A 23553-nucleotide genomic window follows, 5' to 3' on the forward strand; every position below is an offset into this window, starting at 1 on the left:
CTTCTTCCTCGCGAAAAAGAGATTCAGTCATCGCCAGAAACCGTCCGTAGTTGACATTGTCATTATACCCTGCGTCCCACGTTCCCGGAGGGTAGGCTCGGGATTTTTTCACAGCCTCTCAGGCTGGCGCCACGCGTGCTCGGTCTAGCGGGCGCCGCCGCGTAGCGTGCTGCCGACCAGGAGAAGGCCGAGCACGCTCTGGACAAGGTAGAGGATGCTGGATACGCCGTGCCATGTGGCAAAACGATTGCGCAGAACGCTTTCCATCACCTCGCGCGGCAGGGCATCGGCCTTGATCTGGGCGAGCAGCGGTTGAATGCCGAAAAGGCTGACTGCGGTGAGCAGCAACATCAGCAGAATCAGCCAGAAGTTCCAGCGCTTGAAGCTTATTGCACCGAAGCGCAGCAAGCTGAAAAGCAGCAGGTAGCTGCCACAGGCAAGGCCGACCCAGCCCATCAGTTCGAACAGCCGGCCGGCCAATGCACCGGCTAGCGGACGATCATGTGCGAGGGTCGCGAAGAGCGTTGGCGCGGCGAGATAGCCGATCGCCCAGAGACCACCGACCCAGAAGGTCAGCGCCACTTCGTAAAGAGCGGCTGCCAAGCGGCGCATCGCGTCTAGCCTTGGTCAGCCAACGCGGAAAAGGGAGCGGCGGCCGTGCGGGCGCTTGCCGTTCACCTTGTCGAGACGCCTCGCCAGCTGGCGGTCGACGGACACCTCATTCATAGCGTACGTCGATCACTTCGTACTCGCGAATTCCGCCCGGTGCCTGCACCTCGGCGATGTCGCCAGCGAACTTGCCGATCAGCGCGCGGGCGATCGGTGAATTGACCGAGATCTTGCCGGCCTTGATGTCGGCTTCGTCCTCGCCAACGATCTGGTAGCTGACGCGTGCTCCCGAATCCTGATCCTCCAGGTCGAGCGTTGCGCCGAAAACACAGCGACCATCCGCGTCGAGCAACTTCGGATCGATGATTTGTGCGTTCGCCAGCTTGCTTTCGACTTCCTTGATGCGTCCCTCGATGAAGCCTTGCCTTTCCTTGGCGGCGTCGTATTCGGCGTTCTCCGACAGGTCGCCGTGCGAGCGCGCCTCGGCGATCGCGGAAATTGCCCGGGGTCGCTCGACGGTCTTCAGGTGGTGCAGTTCGGCGCGCAGCCGCTCGGCGCCGTTGACGGTCAGAGGAATCTTGTTCATATCGTTCTTCGCCAGCAGCAGAGCCGATGTGCCCGTGGGTACGCTCGGCCCTGGACAGGGTTGAGGTTGATCAAGCGAGTTGCGCGTGCAGATCCTGGATCGGATAGACGACGAGGTCGCCGCGGTTCCTTATCCCGGCGGCGGCCGCTTCGGCGCCCCAGATCGTCGTGTAGATGGTCACGCGGGCGGCCAGTCCGGACGTGCGGATTGAACGTGAGTCGCTGATCGCCTTGCGTTTTTCGTCGACGGTGTTGATGATCAGGACAATCTCGTTGTTCTTGATCATGTCGACCACGTGCGGCCGGCCTTCGGTGACCTTGTTGACCGGTGTGACGGCGATTCCCGCAGCGGCGATGGCCACTGCCGTTCCGCGCGTGGCGAGCAGCGAGAAGCCAGCCGCCTGCAGGTCGCGCGCGATATCGACGGCTTTCGCTTTGTCCGATTCCTTGACACTGATGAATACCTGGCCAGAACTCGGCAAGCGAACACTGGCGCCCATCTGGCTCTTGACGAAAGCTTCGGAAAAGCTCATGCCGACACCCATTACCTCGCCAGTCGATTTCATCTCCGGGCCCAGGATCGTATCGACGCCACGGAACTTGATGAACGGGAACACGGCCTCCTTGACCGAGAAATAGTCAGGAATCACTTCATGCGTGACGCCCTGGCTGGCCAGCGACTGGCCGACCATGCAGCGAGCGGCGATCTTGGCCAGCGGCAGGCCGGTCGCCTTGGAGACGAAAGGCACCGTGCGCGAAGCCCGCGGGTTCACTTCCAGAACGAAAACGACGCCGTTCTGGATCGCGAACTGCACGTTCATCAGACCGCAGACGTTCAGTCCCTTCGCCATCAGGCGCGTCTGTCGACGCAATTCATCCTGCAAGTCGGGCGATAGGGTGTAGGGCGGCAGCGAGCACGCCGAATCGCCGGAATGGACGCCCGCCTGCTCGATATGTTCCATGACTCCGCCGATGAGCACCTGCTCACCATCGCAAAGCGCATCGACGTCGACCTCGCTGGCGTCGTTCAGGAAACGGTCGAGAAGAACTGGCGAATCGTTCGACACCTTGACCGCTTCGCGCATGTAGCGCTGCAGGTCGCGTGCGTCGTGCACGATCTCCATCGCCCGTCCGCCGAGTACGTACGACGGGCGGACGACCAGCGGGTAGCCAATTTCGCCAGCCAAGCGCAGCGCGTCGTCCTCGGTGCGCGCGGTGCGGTTCGCCGGTTGGCGCAAGCCCAGTTCGTGCAGCAGCTGCTGGAAGCGCTCGCGATCTTCTGCAGCGTCGATCATGTCGGGGCTGGTGCCGATGATCGGCACGCCGCTGGCCTCCAGGTCGCGTGCCAGCTTGAGCGGGGTTTGTCCGCCGAACTGAACGATCACTCCGGCCGGTTTTTCGACCGCGACGATCTCCAGCACATCCTCGAGCGTCAATGGCTCGAAATACAAGCGATCCGAGGTATCGTAGTCGGTCGACACGGTCTCCGGATTGCAATTGACCATGATCGTCTCATAGCCGTCTTCGCGCAACGCGAGCGCAGCATGCACGCAACAGTAGTCGAACTCGATCCCTTGGCCGATCCGGTTCGGGCCACCCCCGAGCACCATGATCTTCTGGCGCTCGCTCGGACGCGCTTCGCACTCTTCTTCGTAGGTCGAATAGAGATAGGCCGTATCCGTGGCGAATTCGGCAGCGCAGGTGTCGACCCGCTTGTAGACCGGGCGAACGCCTAGCCGATGGCGGTGTGCGCGCACGGCATGCTGTGTCGTCTGCAGCAGGGTGGCGAGACGCTTGTCGGAGAACCCGGCTCGCTTCATGCAGCGGAGCTCGTCCTGCGTGAGCGATTCCAGGGATCTGCCGCGCAGAGCTTCGGCCTTGCCGTGCAGGTCCTCGATCTGGGCCAGGAACCAGGGATCGATTGCCGTCAGACGATGAATCTCGGCCAGCGAGAGGCCGATCCGGAAGGCGTCGGCAATGTACCAGATACGTTCCGGACGCGCCTCGCTGAGCACGGTTTCGATTTCTTCGCGGTCCACGCTGCGTTCATCGAAACCGTCAGAGCCGACCTCGAGACCGCGCAGTGCCTTCTGCAGCGATTCCTGAAAAGTTCTCCCTATGGCCATCACTTCGCCGACCGATTTCATCTGCGTGGTCAAGCGCGCATCGGCCTCGGGGAATTTCTCGAAGGCAAAACGCGGAATCTTGGTCACTACATAGTCGATCGACGGTTCGAAAGAGGCGGGCGTCCGACCGCCGGTAATGTCGTTCGCCAGCTCGTCGAGCGTATGACCCACCGCGAGCTTGGCAGCGACCTTGGCAATCGGAAATCCCGTTGCTTTCGAAGCCAGGGCAGACGAGCGCGAAACGCGCGGGTTCATTTCGATGACGATCATCCGCCCGTCAGTTGGCGAAATGGCGAACTGCACATTCGAGCCGCCGGTATCGACGCCGATCTCGCGCAGCACGGCGATGGCCGCGTTGCGCATGATCTGGTATTCCTTGTCGGTCAGCGTTTGCGCGGGCGCGACGGTAATCGAATCGCCGGTGTGCACGCCCATCGGGTCGAGATTCTCGATCGAGCAGACGATGATGCAGTTGTCGTTCCGGTCGCGGACGACCTCCATCTCGAACTCTTTCCAGCCGATCAGCGATTCCTCGATCAGCAGTTCGCTGGTTGGGCTGGCTTCCAGACCGCGCCGGCAGATGTCGACGAACTCTTCCTGATTGTAGGCAATTCCGCCGCCCGATCCACCCATGGTGAACGAGGGGCGGATGATCGCCGGGTAGCCGATCATCGCCTGGACTTGCAGCGCCTCCTCCATCGAGTGAGCGACTGCCGAGCGCGCCGAATGCAGGCCGATGCGCGTCATCGCCGCCTTGAATTTTTCTCTGTCTTCTGCTTTGTCTATGGCTTCGCGTGTGGCGCCGATCATTTCGACGCCGTAGCGCTCGAGTACGCCGTGTCGGGCGAGGTCGAGCGCACAATTGAGTGCCGTCTGGCCGCCCATCGTCGGCAGAAGCGCGTCCGGGCGCTCGCGCGCGATGATCTTCTCCACCACCTTCCAGGTGATCGGCTCGATATACGTGACATGCGCCATTTCCGGATCGGTCATGATCGTCGCCGGGTTCGAGTTGACCAGGATGACGCGATACCCTTCCTCACGCAGCGCTTTGCACGCCTGTGCCCCGGAATAATCGAACTCGCAGGCCTGGCCGATGACGATCGGTCCTGCGCCGATGATCAGAATGCTCTGGATGTCTGTACGCTTAGGCATGTGGTGCCCTGTGGTCTTGCATCATCTTGACGAAGCGGTCGAACAGCTGCGCGATGTCGTGCGGTCCGGGGCTGGCTTCCGGATGCCCCTGAAACGAAAATGCCGGCACGTCGGTACGCGCGATTCCCTGCAACGATCCGTCGAACAGCGAAACGTGGGTCGGCACGAGCGTGTCTGGCAGCGTCTGGCTGTCGACCGCAAAGCCGTGGTTCTGGCTGGTGATCAGGACCTGCCCGCTGTGCAGATCCTTGACCGGGTGGTTGGCGCCATGGTGGCCAAACTTCATCTTGACCGTGCTTGCGCCGGAAGCGAGCGCCAGCAACTGGTGGCCGAGGCAGATTCCGAAGACCGGAACACGCTCGGCAAGAATCTGGCGAATCGCAGCGATCGCGTAGTCACAAGGTTCCGGGTCACCCGGGCCATTCGAGAGAAAGACGCCATCCGGCCGGTAGGCGAGGGCTTCGGCTGCCGAAGTCCGCGCCGGCACGACAGTTACCCGACACCCGCGTGCAGCCAACATGCGCAGGATGTTGTGCTTGACGCCGAAATCGTAGGCGACGACATGCTTCTGTGCTGGCGGCGGCGGACGGTAACCATCACCGAGCGCCCATTCAGCTTCGCTCCACTCGTAAGGCGCCGCCACACTGACGACCTTGGCGAGATCCATTCCGGCAAGTCCGGGAAAGGCGCGCGCCTGCTCGATCGCCCGCTGCGCATCGAGCTCGCCGGCCATGATGCAGCCTGCTTGCGCACCGCGCTCGCGCAGAATTCGCGTCAACCTGCGTGTATCGATTCCGGCGATCGCGACCAGGCCGTGCGCCTGCAGGTAAGCCGGTAGCGTCTGCTGCATGCGCCAGTTGGCGGCGCGTACCGGCAGGTCGCGAATGATCAGGCCAGCCGCGTAGTTGGCGCGTGATTCGAAGTCTTCCGCATTGCAACCGACATTGCCAATGTGCGGATAGGTGAGGGTGACGATCTGGCGGCAGTACGAGGGATCAGTAAGGATCTCCTGATAGCCGGTCATCGCTGTGTTGAAGACAACCTCACCACTGGTATTGCCTTCCGCCCCAAGCGACTGGCCCTGGAATACCGTGCCATCGGCCAAGGCAAGAAGAGCAGGCGCAAGTGTGGGTAACAAGGACACGCAAGACTCCTGTCGATACCGCGATTGAATGCCTTGCCTGCCCGATTTTGTGGACACACAAGAAAAGCGGGAAGACCGCATGGTCCTCCCGCTCGGGTCGTGGCAAGCTGGCCGATTATACCCGAGCAGGGCGTCCTGTTGGACACTTTGCCCTGGCCGACGTGGGTGCGCTGGCTGGGCATGAGACTGTCTGGGCGCACACGGGTGTCGGCTCCTAGGCGGCCATGGCGCCGCGTACGAAGCGCTCGATTTCGGGTTTCAGGCGACTCATCTCCTGGCTCAGGATGCCGCCGAGGTGCTCACAGCGGGGCCAGTCGACCTGGCCGTCGAGTGGCTTTGCGCTCCGTTCGAGATCGAGAGCAAACCGTCTTGCTTTCTCAGCGTGGAACATGGCGAGAAGGCTCTTCAGGGTATGCGCTGCCAGCGAGAGTTGCGCCGCATCCTTGGCGCGCAGGTGGGAGCGGATGCGCGCCAGATGCTGGTCCCACTCGGCAAGCAGCATGCGGGCCATGGTGAGCAGTAGATCGTTGTCGCCCAGATCGCGGGCAGCCGCCCCAAGGTCGAGCGAAGTGGCGGAGAGCAAGCTTTCGGGTGGAGCGAGTGTTGGCCCTTGGCTGCTGTCCCGGCCGAGCGAGCGATCGATCGCCGCGTAGAGCTCCTGCGCCTTGATGGGTTTGGCAACATAGTCGTTCATTCCGGCGCGCAGGCAGCGGTCGCGGTCGCCTTCCATTGCGTTGGCGGTCATCGCGATGATGCAGACCGAGGTGAACTGATCGGAAATGACCCAACTGCGCCTCATTTCACGGGCGCGAATCGACTCCGTCGCCTCGATCCCGCCCATCACCGGCATCTGCATGTCCATCAGGATGAGATCGAATTTTTTCTGCTCGAAGTACTCGACCGCCTCTTCGCCGTTGTTGGCCAAGGTGATCCGGTAGCCGCGTTTCTCGAGCAAGCGGCGCGCCAGTTCCTGGTTGACCGGATTGTCTTCGACGAGCAGGACCTCGAGGCTGCGCGGTTGCTCGTCCACCAGGTGCGCGTCGAAGTCGAACGGGGCAAGGATAGCTTGGCTATCGCCTGCACCGGCAACCAGTTGTAGCGCCGCGATCAGATCCTCGGGCGCGATCGGCTTGACCAGATGGGTGACCCCCGACAGGTGGCGTAGACGCTCGAGATCCTGGCGTTGCTGCTCGGTCGTCAACAGGACGATCAGCTTTTCGCGACATGAACCGCCTCGCCACGCTTCGGTGAGCGTCAGGCCAGCGGGTGCGCGCATCGAGGCGTCGACGAGGACATAATCGTAAGCTTGCACGCCTGCCCGTGCCTGCTCGATTGCCGCCGGTGCGGCCGGTGGGTCGCCGACGACCGATGCTGCGATGCCGATCTCTTGCAGGACATCGGCCAACTGCTGGGCAACGATCGGGTGCCCGACGAGCAGCAAGGCGCGTTGACCGCGGTAGCGCTCGATGCGGCGAGGGTTGGCCGTCGCCGGTTCGACGCCGACCCGACAGGTGAAATAGAAGCTTGAGCCTTGTCCTTCGACGCTGTCCAGCCAGAGACGGCCGCCCATCAACTGGACAAGATGCGTACAGATCGTCAGACCTAGTCCGGTGCCGCCGAAACGCCGGGTAGTCGAGTCGTCAGCCTGAGAAAACGCATCAAAGATGGCACTCTGCCGGGCCAGCGGAATGCCGATACCGGTGTCACGCACAGTGAAGCGGAGAACGGCAGAGGTCGCTGCGCTGCTGTCAAGCGTGGCGGAAACCTGGATGTCACCTGCCTGTGTGAACTTGATTGCATTGCCGACCAGATTGGCGAGCACCTGGCGCAGGCGTGCCGGATCGCCGATCGCTCTCGGTGGAAGGTTTGACGCCAGCGTCACGATCAGTTCGAGACCCTTGCGGTGCGCGGTCACCGCCTGCGCGCGCGCGACCTCGAAAACCAGGCTGGGCAGGGAAAATGGAACCTCCTCGAAATGCAGCTTGCCGGCTTCGATTTTCGAGAAGTCGAGAATGTCGTTGACGATCGCAAGCAGCGATTCCGCGGACGACTTGACCGTCTTCAGATAGTGTCGCTGTTCGGGATCGAGGCGGGTGTCGAGCGCCAGGTCGGTCATGCCGATGATTCCGTTCATCGGTGTTCGAATCTCGTGGCTCATGTTGGCGAGGAAGGTGCCGCGTGCGCGGTTCGCTGCTTCGGCCGATTCCTTGGCGACCAGCGCCGCCTCCTCGGCCTGCTTGAAATCGGTAATGTCGCGTTGCAGGATGAGCAGCCGCGAGGGCTCGCCGCGTTCATTGCGCGCAGCGATGCGTCCTTTGACCAGCAGCCATTTCCAGGCAGTGCTCTTGGTCCGCAGGCGGCACGTTGTCTGGAAGATCGCGGAGGCGTTCTGGTTATGGGCGGCGACCGCTGCATCGAAGCGTCTGAGGTCTTCTGGGTGAGCCAGGCTGCGCCAGGCGACGATGGTGTCGGGGATCTCGCCTTCGGAGAAGGCGAGCAGCTTCTTCCAACGGCGTCCCGACTCGATGCGCCCGCTGTCCAGATGCCAGTCGGAGAACGCATCGCCCGACAGATCGGCCTGCACGGTGCGCAAGCGCGCATAGCGGGTGAGCAGGTCGTCGGCCGCTTCGAGCACACGCGTAAGGCGCGCGGCGGCCTGTGCATCGTGCGCGGCCAGCGAGCGCATCAACTGCACGAGCGCATTCTCCGGGTCATCGCCGAGCACGCCGACCAACTGTCGGGCAAGGTGATGGGCTTTCATCGCTTACGCCGGTGCGCTCAGCCGGCGCGCCAGGTTTCAGCGCAGACCGAGCACATCCTGCATATCGAACAGACCCTCCTTCCGGCCGGCAAGAAAGCGCGCTGCGCGCAGACTTCCGAGTGCGTAGGGCAAACGGCTGCTCGCCTTGTGGCCAATCTCGACGCGCTCCCCGAGGCCGCAGAACATGGCATTGTGGTCGCCGACAATGTCACCGCCACGGACGGTGGCGAAGCCGATCGAGTTTGGCGAACGCTCGCCGGTCACGCCTTCTCGGCCGTAAACAGCACACTGTCCGAGCTCGCGTCCGAGTGCGCGGGCAATTACTTCGCCCATGCGCAGAGCTGTTCCCGACGGCGCATCCACCTTATGCCGATGGTGCGCCTCGACTATCTCTATGTCATAGCCCTCGTGCATGATGCGCGCTGCCGTTTCGAGGAGTTTCAGCACGACATTGACGCCGACACTCATGTTCGGCGCAAAAACAATCGGAATGTCGCTCGCTGCGCTGCTGATTGCCTGCTTGCCTGCGCCATCAAAACCGGTCGTTCCGATGACCATGGCCACGCCATGCCGGCGGCAGAAAGCGAGGTGCTGCAGCGTACCTTCGGGGCGGGTGAAGTCAATCAGGCAATCCGCCTGGGCAATCGCCGCTTCAGCATCACTGCCCACGACGACGCTCGACGGCAGTCCGACCATTTCGCCGACGTTTCGACCAAGCGCGGGCGAATCGGTGCAATCGACGGCGGCAACCAGGGTCGCACCCGCGTCGCCCAGCGTCGCCTCAATCAGCATTCGTCCCATGCGACCGCCGGCACCGGCAACGGCAATTCTCAACGCATTCATTGCTAGAGCCCAAAAAAGTCCATGATCTTCCCGAAAAAACCCTTCCCGTCGGATTGCTGTGTGCTGGTCAGACCGTCCGCATCCAGGCTACCGAGGTCGAGCTCCCGATTGCGGCTCTCGACCAGAAGCAGTTGCCCGCTCGTTTCGGCCGCCGCGACATCACCGGTGACGCGAGCCAACTTTCCCTCGCCGTCGAAAAAGGCGGAGAGGCGACGTTGCTCGACCGCGCCGCTCGCCCCCCGCTTCAGCCAGTAGACATAGTCCCAGCGACTACCGTGGAAAATGTCCATCAGAATCGGCGTGCCCAGAATGAAGCGCACCTGATCCTTGCTCAGACCGGGGCGCAACTGCGAGACCATTTCTTGAGTCAAGACATTGCCCTGCTGGACATCGATGCGGTACTCGGTGACGATACGCGGGACTGACGAGCACCCTGCGAGCAGACCAGCAATGAGGGCCGCACTAGCAAGTCGCAAAAGAATCACCTTGTTCAAATCGGGCGAAAGCCTGGGCTAGGTTCTGAATCTGCATGACAAACGCGCTCGGTTGCCAGGTCGGCTGCTGGCCGAGCGCTCGCCTGACTTGGCTCGCGTGCAGGTCGCAAGGCGGCGTTTTCACGCGCCTGCACCGCATGCCAGCTGCTGGAGGTATATCATAACCGAAAACCTTTTCTTTATTGTCAGTCCCTCAAGGCAAGCCGATGAGCAGTTCCGAGAACCTCAAGACCATCGGGTTGAAAGCCACATTGCCGCGCCTCAAGATCCTTGCTCTGTTTGAGAAGAGTGAGGTTCGCCACCTGTCGGCGGACGACGTGTACCGGCTGTTGCTGGCAGAAAACCTCGACGTGGGCCTGGCTACCGTCTACCGCGTCCTTACCCAGTTCGAACATGCCGGGCTGCTTGACCGCCACTATTTCGAATCTGGAAAGGCGGTTTTCGAGTTGAGCGCAGGCGAGCATCACGACCATCTCGTTTGTATCGACTGCGGCCGGGTCGAGGAGTTCTATGACGACGAGATCGAGTGCCGACAGGCGAAGGTTGCCAGCGAGCGTGGTTTTCGCATTCGTGCCCATGCGCTGCATCTTTTCGCCGAATGTAGCAAGACCGATTGTCCGTATCGCGTACAAGGTGCGCAAACGCCGCGCCTACGCTCGTTTGGCAGCGATCGCCAGGACCCACCATGAAAGCCTTAGGCGAGCGCTGTCGGCCCTCGCCGATTCACGGTGTCCGCACGTTTGGCGAGACGAATAACCAGGGATCAACCATCGCACCGTTCAGGATCACGCTCCAGTGCAGATGCGGACCGGTGGCGCGACCGGTCATGCCGGAACGCGCGACCACCTGATTTTTTTCGACCGGGTCGCCGGGTGCTACGTCGATCCGATCGAGGTGACAGTACATGCTGAGCAGGCCGTTGCCGTGGTCGACAAGAACGGTCTTGCCGTTGAAGAAGAAATCGCCGATCGCGAGCACGGTGCCACGCGCGTTGGCCTTCACCGGCGATCCGGTGGGAACGGCGATATCGAAACCAGCATGTGGCGAACGCGCTTCGCCGTTGAAGTAGCGGCGCACGCCAAACCGGCCGGTAAGCCGTCCCTCGGCGGGCAGAACAAAGTCAGTATCGGTCTCCGGGGTCGCGCGCCAATGCTGTTTGAGTGCCTGGATGGTCTTCATCTCACCTTCGACGCGCGCCAGGTCGCTGGCCGACAAGTCTACCTTGCGCGTGTCCTTGAGCGTGATGCGCTGTTCCGGATAGCGCTTGCCGACCACCGGAAAATGCACGCTGCGCGCTTCTCCGCTGGCTTCGACGACGCGCAACTCGTGTGTGGCGACTGGCGTGTCAAGCGCCAGACCGACGATCGCAACCCATTGGCCATGGTCAGCGGCAACCAGAACCGCTTGTTCGCCGAGCCACGCGCGCGGTTGCGGAATGCCGGGCGCGAGCGGCCCGAGCGCAACCAGCGCGACACCTCCCGGCACGCTGGCGGCCCGGGGCAGCGCGGCTGCTGCAGGAGCCGTCAGAATCTGCGCCAGGATGATCAGAGGAGCGAGCAACGCCGCGTGTGAGCGCATTGTCAACACGGCAGAAGTGTTACAGTGCCGCGGTCGAGAAGGTGTCGCACTGACGCACATCGCCGCTTTCCATGCCGCGCTTGAACCAGCGAACACGCTGCTCGGACGAACCGTGCGTGAAGGATTCCGGGACGATCTGGCCGCGCGTTTGCCGCTGCAGGCGGTCGTCGCCAATGGCCGAGGCGGCGGTCAGCGCCTGTTCGGCTTCACCGGGTTCGAGGATCTTTTTCATGCTGTCCGCCCGGTGTCCCCAGACGCCGGCAAAGCAGTCAGCCTGCAGTTCCAGCCGCACCGACAGCGCGTTGGCGGCGGCCTGGTTGCCACTGCGCTGCTGCGCCCGGTGGACCTTTTCGGAAATGCCGAGCAGGTTCTGCACGTGGTGGCCGACTTCGTGTGCAATCACGTAAGCCTGCGCGAATTCGCCCGGCGCGTGAAAACGCTCGCGCAGGTCACGGTAGAACGAGAGGTCGATATAGACCTTCTGATCTGATGGACAATAGAAAGGTCCCATGGCCGACTGCCCGGTGCCGCAGGCGGTCGGTGTTGCCCCGCTGAACAGCACCAGTCGGGGTTCCTGGTAGCGCTTTCCCGCTTCGGCAAAGACCGCTTGCCAGGTGCTTTCGGTGCTGCCGAGCACTTTCGCGACGAAGACACCCATCTCGTCGTTGGCCGGCGGTCGCGTCGCCGGGCGACCTTGCGTCGTGGAACTGGGGGCATTTGACGCCAGGCCGAGAATCACCGACGGATCGATCCCGAAGAAATAGCCGGCGGCGAGGGCAATGACCAAGGTGCCAATGCCGACGCTGCCGCGCCCCACGCTGATACCGCCGCCGCCCCCCCGTCGGTCCTCGACGTTCTGGCTTTGCTCCTGATCATCCAAACGCATTCTTCATCCTTTCAGCGCCTTACGACCCTTGTCGATGAGCGCCAATCTTAACTTAACAGAACCCAGTTCGTCCTCACGCGGCGCCAACTAGCGAGGACGCATGAATTGTCGCCCCAATCCGGTGCTGTGTGTGGTCACCACCGGCTGAATGTGCACAAAGTCTGATTTTCGTGCATAATCCGCGCACTTTTTACAAGAAGGGGCTGTCGAGGCCCTTACACAGGAAGGGGGCATATGGATACTCTCTATTGGTTGGCCGTAGCCACTGTGGTCATTGTATTGTTTTTCGACTACACCAACGGCTTTCACGACGCGGCAAACATCGTGGCGACGGTGATTGCTTCGCGCGCCATGACTCCGGTGCAGGCGGTCGTCGTCGTCGGCGTCTTCGAGTTTCTCGGTCCTTTGCTCGGCGGTACGGCGGTAGCCAATACCATCGGCAAGTTCGTCGACTTATCAACCATTGACAAGCAGCTCGCCGTGCTGATCCTCTTCTGCGGCCTGCTCGGGGCGATCGTCTGGAACCTGGCGACCTGGTGGCTGGGTATTCCATCGTCCTCATCGCATGCCCTGGTCGGTGGCCTGGCTGGTGCGGTGGTCGCCGCGGTGGGTTCGCAGTACGTCATCTGGGGTTGGGACCCGCTGATGCAACAAGGCAAGCTGCTTGGCGTGATGAAGGTTCTCGTTTCGCTCTTCGTTTCGCCTTTGCTCGGTTTCTGGGTCGGCTTTGCCATTCACCGGATCGGTCGCCGGATGCTTGCGGGCGCCCGGCCAACGGCGAACACGACGCTGCGCCGCTTGCAGTTCGTCACCGCAGCCGGCCTGGCGTTCTCGCACGGCGCCAACGACGCGCAGAAGAGCATGGGCATGCTGACCCTGGTGCTTCTCCTGGGCGGCTTCATTCCGAAATTCGAAGTGCCGTTCTGGGTCATGCTCGCGTGCGCGATAGCCATCACGCTGGGCATCCTGTCCGGTGGCTGGAGGATCGTCCGCACGCTCGGTTTTGCCATCTACCGCGTTCGTCCGCTGCACGCCTTCGACTCGCAACTGACCTCGGCCATCCTGATCCTCTCGGCGTCCTATCTGGGTGCGCCGGTGTCGACGACGCACGTCGTGGCCACCTCGATCATGGGTATCGGCTACTCGGAGCGGCCGCGGGCGGTGCGCTGGAAGAAGGCGAAAGACATCGGCAAAACCTGGCTCTATACCATTCCGGCCTCGGCGATTACTGCAATCGTCATCTATGCCATAGCCAAAGTCGTCATCGGCTAGACCAAAACCCACCTCAGGAGATAACTATGGACGATAACCAAACCAAAGACAACACGCCGATCTTTCGTCGCCTGTACGAACGCGTTTTCCCGACGGTTGCCGACTTCTTCGGCATGCTTGCCCAGCAGAGCGCGAACGCCGCGGAAACCACCCGCCTGCTGGTCGAGTTCATGGAAACGGCCGACCCGACGGTCAGCCAGCAGGTGCGTGCCGACGAGCACGAGGCCGACCGCGTCAAGGCAAGCAATCTGAACGTGCTGAGCGAGGCTTTCTCGACCCCGATCGACCGCGAGGATATTCACAGCGCGATCATGACGCTCGACGACATCGTCAATTACTGCAAGTCGACCGTGGTCGAGATGGACGTTCTCGGCCTTGCGCCCGACAAGCACAGTCTGGAAATGGCTTTGCACCTGCGCGAGGGGGCTGAGGCGCTGGCGCGCGGCTTTGCCCGCCTATCGACCGACCCGGCTGCTGCTGGCGGCGACGCGGCGGCGGCGCGTAAGGCGGAGAGAACGGTTGAAAAGGCTTACCGGAGAGCCATTGCCGATCTCTTCCAGGGCGACGACTACCTGAACATGTTCAAACGGCGGGAAACCTATCGCCATCTGTCGAACGCCGCCGACCGCGTGTCCGACGCAGCGCACTCGCTCGACAACATCGTCGTCAAGCTTTGCTGATGACACGCGATAGCCAAAGCCGCAGCGCGAGCATTCGCGGCGGCGTTGGCAAGCGCGCGATGAAAGTTGCTGAGCCCGTTTTGCGCTGAGCTGACTTTGCCGTCGTCGCTCGGGTGTGCGGCGCGCCTTCCACCGGGATGGCGCGCCGCGCCCATTTTGGCGGTATGCGCCAGCCAGGTCAGCGTGCTGGCGACTTCAGGTAGTCGCGGATTTGCGCTGCGATTTCGGTCGGTGGCGTACCGTACGTGAATTTGCGCAGGTAGCGCCCGTCGGGGCCAAGCAGGTACATTCCGGTCGTGTGGTCGACCGAATACTCGTCGGGGGCGGCGCCAGCTTGCCGCACCTTCTCGAAGCGCACCCGAAAGCTCTCGGCGGCTTTCCCGACGAGCGCGGGCGAGCCGGTCAGACCGCCAATGCGTGGGTCAAAGAACGCAACGTAGGCTCGCAGGACGCTTGCGGTATCGCGCTCCGGGTCGACGGTGACGAACAAGGCCTGTAGTCGTTCGGCGTCCTGGCCGAGAGCGTTCAGCACGACCGCCATCTGTGCCAGTGTCGTCGGGCAGATGTCCGGGCAGAAGGTGTAGCCGAAGGACAGGAGTTGCCAGCGCCCGCGGAAGTCCTCGTTGCTGACCGCGCGGCCATTGGTGTCCATCAGCAGGTAGCGACCGCTGAGCGGCGTCGCTGCAGCGGCTGGCGCGGGATCGCCGTCGTTGTCGGCGAGGGCGGTCGGTGGTGTCGCAGCGCCGATCAGCAGGGCCAGCAGACCAGCGCGAATCAGGTGATTGGGAAAGTGGTACATGCCAGGTCCGATGGCTCGTGCGAGGGTGGAGTGGCAAATTATTGCGGAGTTCGCGCCTGCCTTCGTTGATCGGGCTCAAGAATGCCAGTCGCCAGGCGTCCGGCCGCGATGGCCGACTGCCAAGCGGCGGCCGCGGAGTTGTGGTGTAGACTGCGCGCTTCGCTTCACTCGTGTCCCGGCAGCGGACTGCCGGTAGTCGATTCCTCGTCATGGCCCAACTTATTCTCCTGCCGGGCAAGGACCGCTCGCTCGCCCTTCACCACCCGTGGATTTTTGCTGGCGCGGTCGATCGTCTGAGCGGCCGCGCCCGGTCTGGCGATACGGTCGAGGTGCTTGCCGCCAGCGGGCGGCCGCTGGCTCGGGCTGCGTGGAGTCCGCAGTCGAAGATTCGCGCTCGCGTGTGGACCTTCGACTCGGAGGAAAGCGTTGACGATGCCTTCTTCAAGCGTCGCGTACACGCTTGTGTCGAGCGTCGCCGAGCCATCCCGGACTTGCGCGAGGAGCAAGGCCTGCGCCTGATTCATGGCGAGTCGGATGGTCTGCCGGGGCTGATTGCCGATTGCTATGGCGACACGGTGGTTATCCAGTTGACCGCGGCCGGTTCCGATAAATGGCGGCAAGCGATCGTCGGCGCGTTGCGCCAGGCGACCGGGTGCCAGCGCATCTACGAGCGATCCGACTCGGACGTGCGCCGCCTGGAAGGGCTCGCTCCGGTCAGCGGTTGGATTCTTGGCAGCGCGCCTGAGGAAATGCCGCATATCTCCGAGCACGGCGTGCGCATGCAAGTTGACGTGGTCAACGGTCACAAGACAGGATTCTATCTCGACCAACGCGACAATCGCCGGCTGACCCGGCAACTGGCGGGTGGACGAACGACGCTCAACTGCTTCTGCTATACCGGCGGCTTCTCGCTGCAGGCGCTGTCGGGTGGGGCAAGTTCGGTGCTTTCGATCGACTCTTCAGGTCCGGCTCTGGCCATGGCTAGAGAAAACCTGGCGCTCAATCCTCAACTTCCGGCCGAGCGGGCGGAGTGGCGCGAAGCCGATGTCTTTGCCGAGTTGCGCGGGCTGAAGAACGCCGACCGGCGCTTCGACCTCATCATTCTCGACCCACCGAAGTTCGCTCCCTCAGCTTTGCACGCAGAACGTGCCGCACGCGCCTACCGCGATATCAACGTCTTCGCTTTCAGGCTGCTGAATCCGCGCGGCTTGCTGATGACCTATTCGTGCTCGGGCGGGATCAATAGCGAGTTGTTCAGACAGATCGTCAGCGAAGCAGCGCTCGCCGCTGGGCGCGAGGCGCGCGTTCTGCGTCGTCTCAGCGCGCCGGCCGACCATCCGGTAGCGCTCAGTTTCAGCGAGGGGGAATACTTGAAGGGTCTGCTCTGCCAGGTCGAGTAGGCTCCGTGGCCGGACTGTCGGTGGTCTCCGACCAGCGCGTCGATGCTTGGTCGTCGCCCCAGATTTCCTGCACGCGTGCGTCGCGTCCGCAAGCATAGCGGTAGTAGGCGTAACGGAGCGGGTTCTTCCGGTAGTAGTCCTGGTGGTATTCCTCGGCCCGGAAGAAGCGCGACGCCGGGCGAATCTCGGTGACGATGCGCGGCAGACGGCCGCTCGCCAGCAATGCATCGCGCGAAGCCTCGGCCAACTGCTTTTCGTTTTCGTCTTGCCAGTAGATTCCGCTGCGGTACTGGCTGCCGATGTCGCAAAACTGTCGGTCAGCAACCGTCGGATCGATGTGACGCCAGAAATGATCGAGCAGTTGGGCGTAGCTCAGGCGTTGCGGGTCGTAGGTAACGCGTACGGCTTCGGTGTGGCCGGTAATCCCTAGCCCAACCAGCGCATAGCTCGGATTGGCCAGGTAGCCGCCGGTGTAACCGGATTCGGCAGCGATCACCCCCGGCAGTTGCTCGAAGTCTGCTTCCAGGCACCAAAAGCAGCCGCCGGCGAAAATCGCTGTCTTTCCTTCGCTGGCGCTGCCGGCGGGGTGCTCGGCCGGCTTGGGTGCGCAGCCGAGCAGGCCGCAAATCAGCAAGCTGGCGAGCAGCGCTGGCTTCATGTGCGCAGGGGCGGCAGTGGCTCGCCGCTGGGAATGAACTGCAGCGCTACGCCGTTGTTGCAGTAACGCTTTCCGGTCGGCTTGGGGCCGTCGTTGAAGACGTGTCCCTGATGCCCGCTACAACGTGCGCAGTGGTACTCGGTACGCGGATAGATCAGCTTGAAGTCGGTCTTCGTCGCGATCGCTCCTGGCAAGGCTTGCCAGAAGCTCGGCCAGCCGGTTCCGCTGTCGTACTTCATGGCGCTGTCGAACAGCGGCTGGAAACAGGCGGCACAAATGAAGGTGCCAGCACGCTTTTCGTCGTTCAGTGGACTGCTGCCTGCGCGCTCTGTGTCGTCCTCAAACAGCACTCGGTAGGCGGCAAGCGGTAGCAACGCGGCCCATTCGCTCTTCGTTTTCTGCAGTGGACGGGAAGCCCCGCTGGCTGCCCCACCGCTACCCGGGGCCGCCGGCAGGACGAAAGCTGAGAGGCAGCCGAGCCACTTGAGCGTTTGACGACGGTTCATGATCTTCTCCTCGGGAAAGCAAATGACAGGCATATGGCAAGTACGTGGCGGGTAGGCAGACTGGGCAGAGACCTCGGTGTAGGACACTCGTTCGCAGCAAACGTTGATCTGCTCGTTGGTCGTACGCCAGGCAGAAAAACTTACGCGGCCGGCAGACTGGACACGCTGGTTTGCTCAGGCGGCGTCGACCTCCATGAGCCGTTTGCCGTTGTCTCAGACGAAGTTCAGTCGGCTGCGATCGTCGCTTACGGCGGGCGAGCGCGGTAGATCTGGTGCGAGCTGGGCGGCCGGCAGCCGGCTTGCAGAAGGTCAACACAGGCGCATGTGACAGAATGCATGAAACCGCCAAGTTGGAAATTGCAGTGGGTTCGACGATGTGTTACAAGTCAAGTTTATCGCTCAATCATCTGCAGTTTTTATCGCCCATGGTCTTTTCGTTCTTCAAGAAGCAGAAACCGCCGGAGAGAAAGATGATCAGCCGGCCGGCCGCCATTCCGCGCCCGAAGGAGGACCAGCGCCTTGGCACGGTTGCTCCTTTGGTCGGAAACGGACCGATCAGCCCATCGTCCGAGCTCGTTGGTTCGGATCTGACGTATCCGTCGGCGATCGCCAGCGAGAGCAAGGCGGCTGAACCGAGTGCGTTCGAGTTCAGCGAGACGGCGCCCGAGTTTCAGATCGAGGCGGAGGTTGATCCGGTAGACGCCGAGGCTGAAGAAGCGGCGATGCTGTATGCCAACGGGCAGGACAGCGCCGTGCGCGCTTTGCTCGAGCAGTCGACGCGGAGCTACCGCTCGGCCAAGGGCGAGCGTTTGTGGTTGATGTTGTTCGACCTTTACCGGTTGAGCGGTCAAAAGGCTCCGTTTGAGGCGCTTGAGGTCGAGTATGCCGAGTTCTTCGAAAAGTCGCCACCGATTTGGCGGGACGCCGCGGTAAGCTCGGTATCTTCGCCTGCGATGCCGACGGTTCTCTTCAAGGGCGATCTCGTGGCCGACAACGTTGCGGCTTTCGATGCCGTGCGCGTCGCGGTCGAACGGAATCCGCATGTTCGTCTTGACCTGTCGAACGTCCGCGGGGTCGACGGCGCCGGTTGCGAGCGGCTGCTGGATCTGTTGCTGAAGGCGCGGCGAAGCAAGCGCCAGGTCGAACTGCTGGGACGGGACCAGGTCGGCATGCTGCTTGACCGCCGCATCGTTGCTGGGCAGGCAAGCGACAAAGGGTGCTGGCTTCTGAAGCTGGAGATTTGTCAGTTGCGCGGCCAGTTGGCGGCATTCGAGGAGTTGGCCATCGACTATGCAGTGACCTTCGAGATTTCGCCGCCGTCCTGGGAAGCGGATCGTGTGGCCAACCCGGGACCTGCGCCGCTCGTGCTCGCACCCGTCGACCACCTGCAAGAGGAGACCTACTTTCTCCGGGGCGATTTGAAAGCGGCGCGTTTTTCCGATCTGCTGGCCTACGCGAAGACCAACGATCCGGTGCTGATCGACTGTGCCGCCGTTACTCGCATGGATTTTCTCAGTGCCGGGGCGCTACTCAATGTGCTGACGATCGTCAAGCGAACCGGGCGTCAGGTCGTGTTCCGCCATCCGAATTACCTGCTGGCCGAACTGTTTCGTGTCGTTGGGCTGAAGAACGTGGCGGACATCGTCCTGCCGAGAAACTAGACCAGAAAGCGGGTGGTGGCGATGGAGCAGTACCACGGAACGACGATCTTGTGCGTGCGCCGCGGCAATCGCGTTGCCATGGGGGGCGATGGGCAGGTGACCCTCGGCAATATTGTGATCAAGGCGAGCGCGCGCAAGGTGCGGCGAATCTATAACGGGCGTATCCTTGCGGGTTTTGCCGGGGGGACGGCCGACGCTTTCACCCTGTTCGAGCGTTTTGAGGCCAAGCTCGACAAGCACCAGGGCAATCTTCTGCGCTGCGCAGTTGAATTGGCCAAGGACTGGCGCAGCGACCGTGCCTTGCGCCGGCTCGAGGCCATGCTGGCGGTGGCCGACCGCGAGAATTCCTTGATCGTCACCGGCAATGGTGATGTCGTCGAGCCCGAGCACGGCATCGTCGCCATCGGTTCGGGCGGCGCTTTTGCGCAGGCGGCGGCGCGCGCGCTACTCGACAACAGCGATCTCGAACCACTCGAAATCGTCCGCAAGTCGCTACAGATCGCTGGCGATTTGTGCATCTATACAAATCAGAACTTCACGCTCGAGGCGCTGGACTAAGCATGTCTTCGATGACCCCGCAGGAGATCGTTCACGAACTCGACAAACACATTGTCGGTCAGGCGAAGGCCAAGAAGGCAGTAGCGATCGCCTTGCGCAACCGCTGGCGGCGGTCGCTGGTGGGTGAACCGTTGCGCCAGGAGATTACGCCGAAGAACATTCTGATGATTGGGCCGACCGGCGTTGGCAAGACCGAGATCGCCCGTCGCTTGGCGCGTTTGGCGGGTGCACCTTTCATCAAGGTCGAGGCGACCAAGTTTACCGAGGTCGGCTATGTCGGCCGCGATGTCGAGACGATCATCCGGGATCTGGTCGAGATCGCGGTCAAGACCGGCCGCGAGCGGGCAATGAAAGGCGTTCGTGGGCGTGCCGAGGACGCTGCCGAGGATCGCATTCTGGATGCACTTCTGCCTACCGCGCGGGGCAGTTTTTTCAGTGATGCGCAAGCGGCGGAGGACGGGACGACGCGCCAGAAATTTCGCAAGAAGTTGCGCGAAGGCGAACTCGACGAGAAGGAGATCGAGATCGATGTCGCCGCTCCGTCGATGCAGGCGGAAATCTTCGCGCCTCCCGGGATGGAGGAGTTGACCGCACAGATTCAGGGCATGTTCCAGAACATGGGCAGCGGGCGGAAGAAGGCGCGCAAATTGAAGATTGCCGATGCACGCCGGCTGCTGATCGATGAGGAAGCGGCAAGGTTGGTCAACGACGAAGAAGTCAAGCTGGAATCTGTGCGCAATGTGGAACAGAACGGGATCGTTTTTCTTGACGAGATCGACAAGATTGCATCACGCAGCGATACGCACGGGGTAGACGTCTCGCGTCAGGGTGTACAGCGGGATCTCCTGCCGTTGGTTGAGGGCACGACCGTGTCCACCAAGTACGGCATGATTCGCACCGACCACATTCTGTTCATTGCCAGTGGAGCTTTTCATCTGGCCAAGCCTTCGGACTTGATTCCCGAGTTGCAGGGGCGGTTTCCGATACGCGTGGAGCTCGATTCATTGTCGGTTGCCGATTTCGAGCGCATTCTGACCCAGACCGATGCCTGTTTGACTCGACAATACGAGGCGCTGCTGAGTACTGAGGGTTTGCGCCTGGAGTTTGCTACCGACGGAATCAAGCGTCTGGCCGAGATTGCCTGGTCGGTCAACGAACGAACCGAAAACATCGGCGCCCGCCGCCTGTATACGGTGATGGAGCGCTTGCTTGAGGAACTGTCGTTCTCCGCTGGCAGTTCCGCTGCGACGACAAGCGTTGCCATCGACGCGGCGTATGTCGACGACCGCCTGGCTGATCTGGCCAGAAACGACGACCTGTCGCGTTACGTCCTGTAGCCTCGCGAGAAGTCGCTCCTCCGCCGCTTGGCGCGCGACTGCGCGAACACGCCGTTGTCTGGCGCGTGCGGCGGAAGGCCAGGGCGGGCGCTTGCGCGCTCTAAGGCAGCATCAGCTGTTCGTTCTCATAGACCTTGACCTCACGCTGCCCATGGCCCCCGACGTAGTACGTCACCCAGAGGATTTTCGGCCGGCCGACGGCCGGATCGGAGCCCATCGTGCGGTTGTCCACCCGGATCGAGATTCGACCATCGCGCACCATCGAGCGCAGGCGCGAGGTGACGTCTAGGCGGTTGTGCCCCTCGCCATACTGAGCGCTGACGATTCTGACGCCGCCCGGCGGCGCTTCGCTACCGCTGTCGTGACCCCAGCCGCCACTCCAGTTGCCCTGGCCCCAGTTGCCGCCGCTCCAGCCGGTGAACAGCGCGCCGTCCACCATCTGTTCCTCGCCGTATTCGAACGTACGAGTCGCGCCGTTGGGTCCGCGGGCATAAATGCGTAGCGTCTTGACCACACCCGGATCCGGATCCCGGCCGAAGAGCTTGTTGGTGACCCGGAACGCATTGTCCTGCCGGGCGAGCTCGCGGAGCTGCTGCGTCACGTCCATATTGCGGTAGCCGGTACCGTAGCGTGCCTGCAGGATTTGCCAGCGCCCGCGGTCGCCATGGTCGTCTTCGGGCGCATTGCCCCAGCCGCCTTCCCAGCCGCCCTGGCCCCAGTTGCCACTGCTCCAACTGGTGAACTGGTTGCCGTCGACGATGTCGTCCTCGATATACTCGAACGTTCGCGTCGAGCCGCTCGGGCCGCGCGCGTAGATGCGCAGCGTCTTGACAACGCCCGGGTCGGGGTCGTTCTGAAACGTCTTGTTGCTGACGCGGAAGGTCGTGTCCTGACGCGCCAGGTCACGCAGTCGTTGTGTTACATCCAGGCTGTGCTCGGCGGTACCATAGCGTGCCTGCAGGATCTGCCATTGACCGCGGTCACCACCGTATTGCGACCAGGCGGCGGTGGAGAGTAGCAGGCAGATGAAGAAGGTGGCGAGATACGGCACGATCCCGGCGGGAAAACGCGTTGCAGGCATGGGCAGAACACTCCTTTCACCAGAAGAAGGGGGGTTTGCTGCGAGACAGGGTTTGTGGCGCGCAGGCGGCGATCGCCAGGGATCGGGCCAGGTGGCGGAGCTCTTGCCAGTGCGCACGCTTACCTCTACTTGACGACCATCACTGGCAGGTCGGTCAGATGGATGACCCTGACCGTGACTGAACCGAGCAGCACGCCGGCCAGCGCGCCAAGCCCGCGCGCGCCCATGACGATCAGCGTGCAAGCGTGCCTCCTGGCGTACTCGGCGATACTCGGTGCCGTTTCGCCGACCAGCACATGGCTGGAGTAGATCAGTCCAGCGGCCTCAAGGCGAGCACGGGCGATCCGTAGTGCCGCGTCGCCAGCCTCCCGGTGATAGTCCTGAACCACGCCGTCATCGATAAAGCGGGTCACATCAGCCGGTAGCGGCGCCTGTACGTTAACCAGATGAATCTGCGGTCTGACCGCGTCTTCTACCGCGTGTCGGATGACATGTTCAACGGCGTGAACTGCTGCCGGCGAGCCGTCGACCGGGACGAGCCAGACTGCGCTCATGTCTTGTCTCCTTTGCTTTCTCGCTGCCTCAGCGGGTCTGGATCCTGGTCGACCAGCCCGAGATTTCTTCTTCCCGCCAGTCGCTTGCCAACGAAGACGACAAGCAGCGCGCCAAGAGCCGATGCGGCGTATGCAGAATGCGGAATGATCGCGCGCACTGTTGCCGGCAATCCCGGGTCACTGATCAGCATGCCGCCGCCGATCCAGCCGAGTAAGGCGCCGCCGGCCGTGATCACGATCGGGAAGCGGTCCATCAACGTCAGCACGAGTTTGCTGCCCCAAACGACAATCGGTATGGAAACCGCGATTCCGAAGACGACCAGGACGATCGATCCGTGCGCTGCGCCGGCGACCGCAATCACATTGTCGATGCTCATCACGGCGTCGGCGACGATGATTGTCTTGATCGCGCCGATCAATGTTGTGCTCCCAGCGACATCGCCGTGCCCGTCCTCGCCGTCGTTTTCCGGCTGAATCAGCTTGATGCCGATCCAGAAGAGCAGCACGCCACCGACGATCTTCAGGTAGGGGATGGTGAGCAGTTGCAGGGCAAAATAGATGAGGACGACGCGCAGCCCGATGGCGCCCAGTACACCCCAGAAAATCCCGCGATTGCGCTGTCTTTCGGGCAGCCGCCGGCAGGCCAGGGCGATGACCACGGCATTATCGCCGCCGAGCAGAATATCGATGGCGATAATTTGCAGGACCGAGATCCAGAATGCCGTTGAAGCGAAATCAGGCATGGCGCGTCTGTCTTTCAGGCGGGTGCCGGCCGTTCGACTCCTTGTTCAGGAGTGGTCGGCGGCACTTTGAATGCGGACGAAGGGCGCCGCCAAGCGGCAGCGTCCAGCCCGGATTCTCGCACAGAT

Annotated in this window: 22 protein-coding genes; 7 read left to right on the plus strand and 15 right to left on the minus strand. The window is 62.4% G+C overall.

Annotated elements, in window-relative coordinates:
- Window positions 1–144: 144 nt before the first annotated feature.
- From Q1L59_RS11105 to Q1L59_RS11135, 7 genes are all read right to left on the minus strand, one after another.
- Window positions 145–612 (minus strand): DUF4149 domain-containing protein, encoded by a 468-nt coding sequence (locus Q1L59_RS11105; RefSeq protein ID WP_300332182.1) that lies wholly within the window; start codon window positions 610–612, stop codon window positions 145–147.
- A gap of 106 nt (window positions 613–718) precedes the next feature.
- Window positions 719–1195, minus strand: a complete 477-nt coding sequence (gene greA / locus Q1L59_RS11110; RefSeq protein ID WP_300332183.1) for a transcription elongation factor GreA — start codon at window positions 1193–1195, stop codon at window positions 719–721.
- A gap of 70 nt (window positions 1196–1265) precedes the next feature.
- Complete coding sequence (carB, locus tag Q1L59_RS11115) at window positions 1266–4472, minus strand: carbamoyl-phosphate synthase large subunit (RefSeq protein ID WP_300332185.1); 3207 nt, start codon at window positions 4470–4472, stop codon at window positions 1266–1268.
- The gene (gene carA, locus Q1L59_RS11120) at window positions 4465–5610 is read right to left on the minus strand and encodes a glutamine-hydrolyzing carbamoyl-phosphate synthase small subunit (RefSeq protein ID WP_300332268.1); all 1146 of its coding nucleotides are present in this window, start codon (window positions 5608–5610) and stop codon (window positions 4465–4467) included. Before carA ends, carB begins: the two co-directional genes overlap by 8 nt.
- A 220-nt stretch (window positions 5611–5830) precedes the next feature.
- On the minus strand, window positions 5831–8377 hold the full coding sequence (locus Q1L59_RS11125) for a response regulator (protein WP_300332187.1): 2547 nt from the start codon (window positions 8375–8377) through the stop codon (window positions 5831–5833).
- Between the two features lie 36 nt (window positions 8378–8413).
- Complete coding sequence (gene dapB / locus Q1L59_RS11130) at window positions 8414–9220, minus strand: 4-hydroxy-tetrahydrodipicolinate reductase (protein ID WP_300332189.1); 807 nt, start codon at window positions 9218–9220, stop codon at window positions 8414–8416.
- Window positions 9221–9222: 2 nt separating this feature from the next.
- Window positions 9223–9591 carry an outer membrane protein assembly factor BamE gene (locus Q1L59_RS11135; RefSeq protein ID WP_300332191.1) on the minus strand — a complete coding sequence of 123 codons (369 nt, stop codon included), beginning with the start codon at window positions 9589–9591 and terminating at the stop codon, window positions 9223–9225.
- Between the two features lie 329 nt (window positions 9592–9920).
- On the opposite strand from Q1L59_RS11135, the gene fur reads away from it, so the two are divergent.
- On the plus strand, window positions 9921–10403 hold the full coding sequence (gene fur / locus Q1L59_RS11140) for a ferric iron uptake transcriptional regulator (RefSeq protein WP_300332193.1): 483 nt from the start codon (window positions 9921–9923) through the stop codon (window positions 10401–10403).
- Between the two features lie 34 nt (window positions 10404–10437).
- Here the strand turns inward: fur and Q1L59_RS11145 are convergent, their stop codons facing one another.
- A complete protein-coding gene (locus Q1L59_RS11145; protein WP_300332194.1) occupies window positions 10438–11292 on the minus strand; it encodes a peptidoglycan DD-metalloendopeptidase family protein in 855 nt (284 codons plus the stop codon).
- Window positions 11293–11311: 19 nt separating this feature from the next.
- Entirely contained in the window at window positions 11312–12178 is an 867-nt protein-coding gene (locus tag Q1L59_RS11150) for a neutral zinc metallopeptidase (protein WP_300332196.1), read from the minus strand.
- A 234-nt stretch (window positions 12179–12412) separates the two neighbouring features.
- Here Q1L59_RS11150 and Q1L59_RS11155 point away from each other — a divergent pair, with 234 nt between their 5' ends.
- Window positions 12413–13450: an inorganic phosphate transporter gene (locus Q1L59_RS11155; protein ID WP_300332198.1), complete on the plus strand. Its 1038-nt coding sequence runs from the start codon at window positions 12413–12415 to the stop codon at window positions 13448–13450.
- Between the two features lie 26 nt (window positions 13451–13476).
- Entirely contained in the window at window positions 13477–14130 is a 654-nt protein-coding gene (locus Q1L59_RS11160; RefSeq protein ID WP_300332200.1) for a DUF47 family protein, read from the plus strand.
- 178 nt (window positions 14131–14308) lie between these two features.
- On the opposite strand, the gene Q1L59_RS11165 is transcribed toward Q1L59_RS11160, so the two are convergent.
- Window positions 14309–14929: an SCO family protein gene (locus Q1L59_RS11165; RefSeq protein WP_300332201.1), complete on the minus strand. Its 621-nt coding sequence runs from the start codon at window positions 14927–14929 to the stop codon at window positions 14309–14311.
- A gap of 209 nt (window positions 14930–15138) precedes the next feature.
- On the opposite strand from Q1L59_RS11165, the gene Q1L59_RS11170 reads away from it, so the two are divergent.
- Complete coding sequence (locus Q1L59_RS11170; protein ID WP_300332203.1) at window positions 15139–16329, plus strand: class I SAM-dependent rRNA methyltransferase; 1191 nt, start codon at window positions 15139–15141, stop codon at window positions 16327–16329.
- Here Q1L59_RS11170 and msrA read toward each other — a convergent pair.
- Window positions 16283–16987, minus strand: coding sequence for a peptide-methionine (S)-S-oxide reductase MsrA (msrA, locus tag Q1L59_RS11175; protein ID WP_300332205.1), 705 nt, complete (start codon window positions 16985–16987; stop codon window positions 16283–16285). The two genes, Q1L59_RS11170 and msrA, sit on opposite strands and share 47 nt — an antisense overlap.
- Window positions 16984–17493 (minus strand): peptide-methionine (R)-S-oxide reductase MsrB, encoded by a 510-nt coding sequence (msrB, locus tag Q1L59_RS11180; protein ID WP_300332207.1) that lies wholly within the window; start codon window positions 17491–17493, stop codon window positions 16984–16986. Before msrB ends, msrA begins: the two co-directional genes overlap by 4 nt.
- Window positions 17494–17963: 470 nt before the next feature.
- On the opposite strand from msrB, the gene Q1L59_RS11185 reads away from it, so the two are divergent.
- Genes Q1L59_RS11185 through hslU form a run of 3 tightly spaced genes read left to right on the plus strand, consistent with a single transcriptional unit; the run spans window position 17964 to window position 21049 of the window.
- Complete coding sequence (locus Q1L59_RS11185) at window positions 17964–19154, plus strand: STAS domain-containing protein (RefSeq protein WP_300332209.1); 1191 nt, start codon at window positions 17964–17966, stop codon at window positions 19152–19154.
- A 21-nt stretch (window positions 19155–19175) separates the two neighbouring features.
- Window positions 19176–19712 carry an ATP-dependent protease subunit HslV gene (gene hslV, locus Q1L59_RS11190; protein ID WP_300332212.1) on the plus strand — a complete coding sequence of 179 codons (537 nt, stop codon included), beginning with the start codon at window positions 19176–19178 and terminating at the stop codon, window positions 19710–19712.
- Between the two features lie 2 nt (window positions 19713–19714).
- Complete coding sequence (gene hslU, locus Q1L59_RS11195) at window positions 19715–21049, plus strand: ATP-dependent protease ATPase subunit HslU (RefSeq protein WP_300332213.1); 1335 nt, start codon at window positions 19715–19717, stop codon at window positions 21047–21049.
- Window positions 21050–21149: 100 nt separating this feature from the next.
- Here the strand turns inward: hslU and Q1L59_RS11200 are convergent, their stop codons facing one another.
- From Q1L59_RS11200 to Q1L59_RS11210, 3 genes are all read right to left on the minus strand, one after another.
- Window positions 21150–22130 carry a hypothetical protein gene (locus tag Q1L59_RS11200; RefSeq protein WP_300332215.1) on the minus strand — a complete coding sequence of 327 codons (981 nt, stop codon included), beginning with the start codon at window positions 22128–22130 and terminating at the stop codon, window positions 21150–21152.
- A 125-nt stretch (window positions 22131–22255) separates the two neighbouring features.
- Window positions 22256–22684 carry a universal stress protein gene (locus Q1L59_RS11205; RefSeq protein ID WP_300332217.1) on the minus strand — a complete coding sequence of 143 codons (429 nt, stop codon included), beginning with the start codon at window positions 22682–22684 and terminating at the stop codon, window positions 22256–22258.
- The gene (locus tag Q1L59_RS11210) at window positions 22681–23427 is read right to left on the minus strand and encodes a TerC family protein (RefSeq protein ID WP_300332219.1); all 747 of its coding nucleotides are present in this window, start codon (window positions 23425–23427) and stop codon (window positions 22681–22683) included. Before Q1L59_RS11210 ends, Q1L59_RS11205 begins: the two co-directional genes overlap by 4 nt.
- Window positions 23428–23553 lie beyond the last annotated feature (126 nt).

Origin of the sequence: Accumulibacter sp., assembly GCF_029255125.1 — a bacterium.
Taxonomy (GTDB): domain Bacteria; phylum Pseudomonadota; class Gammaproteobacteria; order Burkholderiales; family Rhodocyclaceae; genus Accumulibacter.